2 protein-coding genes are annotated in these 1,714 nt (G+C 63.3%); both read right to left on the minus strand.

What is annotated here, in order from left to right; translation table 11 throughout:
* Positions 1-137: 137 nt before the first annotated feature.
* Positions 138-1,184 (minus strand): NADP-dependent oxidoreductase, encoded by a 1,047-nt coding sequence (locus tag ABYB95_RS23030; RefSeq protein ID WP_372662537.1) that lies wholly within the window; start codon positions 1,182-1,184, stop codon positions 138-140.
* A 211-nt stretch (positions 1,185-1,395) separates the two neighbouring features.
* Positions 1,396-1,714 (minus strand): hypothetical protein (locus ABYB95_RS23035; protein WP_372662540.1); only part of this gene is annotated, 319 nt, incomplete at its 5' end.

Below are 1,714 nucleotides of genomic sequence, written 5' to 3' on the forward strand. Positions count from 1 at the left end.
GCGACCGCGCAGGTGCACCACCTCACGGTGGTTACGCGCAACGTTGCGGACTTCAAGGGCTTTGGCGTGAAGGTGTTGAACCCGTTTGCGCTCCCGCGCAAGGGTTGACGGCCGCGCCGACTTCGACTGCTGCCCGCTTACTCCGCCGCCAGCCGTATCAGCCGCTTGCCCAGGTTCTCGCCCCGGTACAGGCCCGCAATCGCATCGGGCGCGGCCTCCATGCCATCCAGCACGTCTTCGCGGTAGCGGATCAGGCCGTCTTTCAGCCAACCGGTCAGGGCGTTCATGCCTTCGGGATAACGGTCTGCGTAATCGAAGATCAAAAAACCCTGCATGCGCGCCCGCTTCACCAGCAGGTGCCGCTCCACCCGCGGCCCCTGCGGCGGCGGGTTCCATGAAGCCACGGACGCAGTGCCGCAAACGACCACCCGCGCACCCACCGCCAGGTGCTTGAGCACCGCGTCGCTGATCGCGCCCGCCGTGTTGTCAAAATACACATCAATGCCCTGGGGGCAGGCCGCCGCAATCGCGGCGTCCAGCTGCTCGCCTTCGTTGGCCCGGTAGTCGATCGCCGCGTCAAACCCGAACTCGTCAACACATTGCGCGGTTTTGACTGGCCCGCCTGCAATGCCCACCGTGCGGCAACCCTGGATCTTGGCAATCTGCCCCACGCACGAACCCACCGAGCCCGCCGCCGTGGACACCAACACCGTTTCGCCCGCCTTGGGCTGCCCCACCTCGAGCAGCGCGAAATACGCCGTGAGCCCGTTGATACCGAGCACGCCCAGAGCCGTGGAAATCGGCAAGCCGTTCGCCTCGTCCACCCGCCGCTCGATGGCCGAGGCATCCACCACCGCATAGTCTTGCCAGCCCAACATGCCCGCCACCACATCGCCCACCTTGTAAGCCGCGCTGCGCGAAGCCACCACACGCCCCACGGTGAACGAGCGCATCACGGCGCCAACAGGCACCGGCTCCGAATAATTGCCCACGCTGTTCACCCAGCCGCGCATCGCGGGCTCCACCGAGAGGTAGAGGTTGCGCACCACCACCTGGCCCTCAGCCGGCTCGGCCACCGGCGCTTCGACGATTTCAAAATGCTCGGCTTGCGGGATGCCGGTGGGGCGGGATTTGAGGCGGACTTGGCGGTTTGGGTTGGTTTTCTGGTGCTGGCTGGTGGGCATGATGCGACTCCGAGACAAAGGCAGGCAGATGAGTCGTGCACCTTCTGGCGCGCGTGGGGTGGTGTCAATGAAGGGAGTACCCGGGGTGTCTGCTCCTGGCCGCTGTCGGCCAAATCCGGTCTTTCGCCAATGACGTTGTTAGGGCAGCCTACCGCGTCAGGGAAGTTCGGCGAAGGCCGCGTAGTCCGAGAGATGGCATTGCAACTGGGTATCACGATCTGCGGAAGGTTCTCCGTGGCCTAGCCCGAGATTCACGCTGTGCCGCCTTGCGCATCAGGAGCCTTTCTCGTGGTGAGTCACCCGAGATTTTCTTCTGTGCTTGCCTAATCTGCTCACGAATCTTGAGCGCACAGTTGTGAATGACCAAGCTCATGGCCACCAAATCAGCGTCTTCTGTTTCCAGGCAAAGTTCTGCGACCATCATTGACAGTGATGCCGTCGCATAGTTTGTGGCCAACTCACAGCCATAGGCCGGAGGGACTTCGGTACCATCGATTCCATGCGGTCCAAGGCTAATCCGTGTGAGGGTA

This window comes from Hydrogenophaga sp. (assembly GCF_041633695.1).
Lineage (GTDB): Bacteria > Pseudomonadota > Gammaproteobacteria > Burkholderiales > Burkholderiaceae_C > Hydrogenophaga.

Bases quoted from the DNA above. Each gene is read 5' to 3' on its own strand.
- ABYB95_RS23030 (WP_372662537.1), bottom strand. From the start codon at position 1,184: ATGCCCACCAGCCAGCACCAGAAAACCAACCCAAACCGCCAAGTCCGC.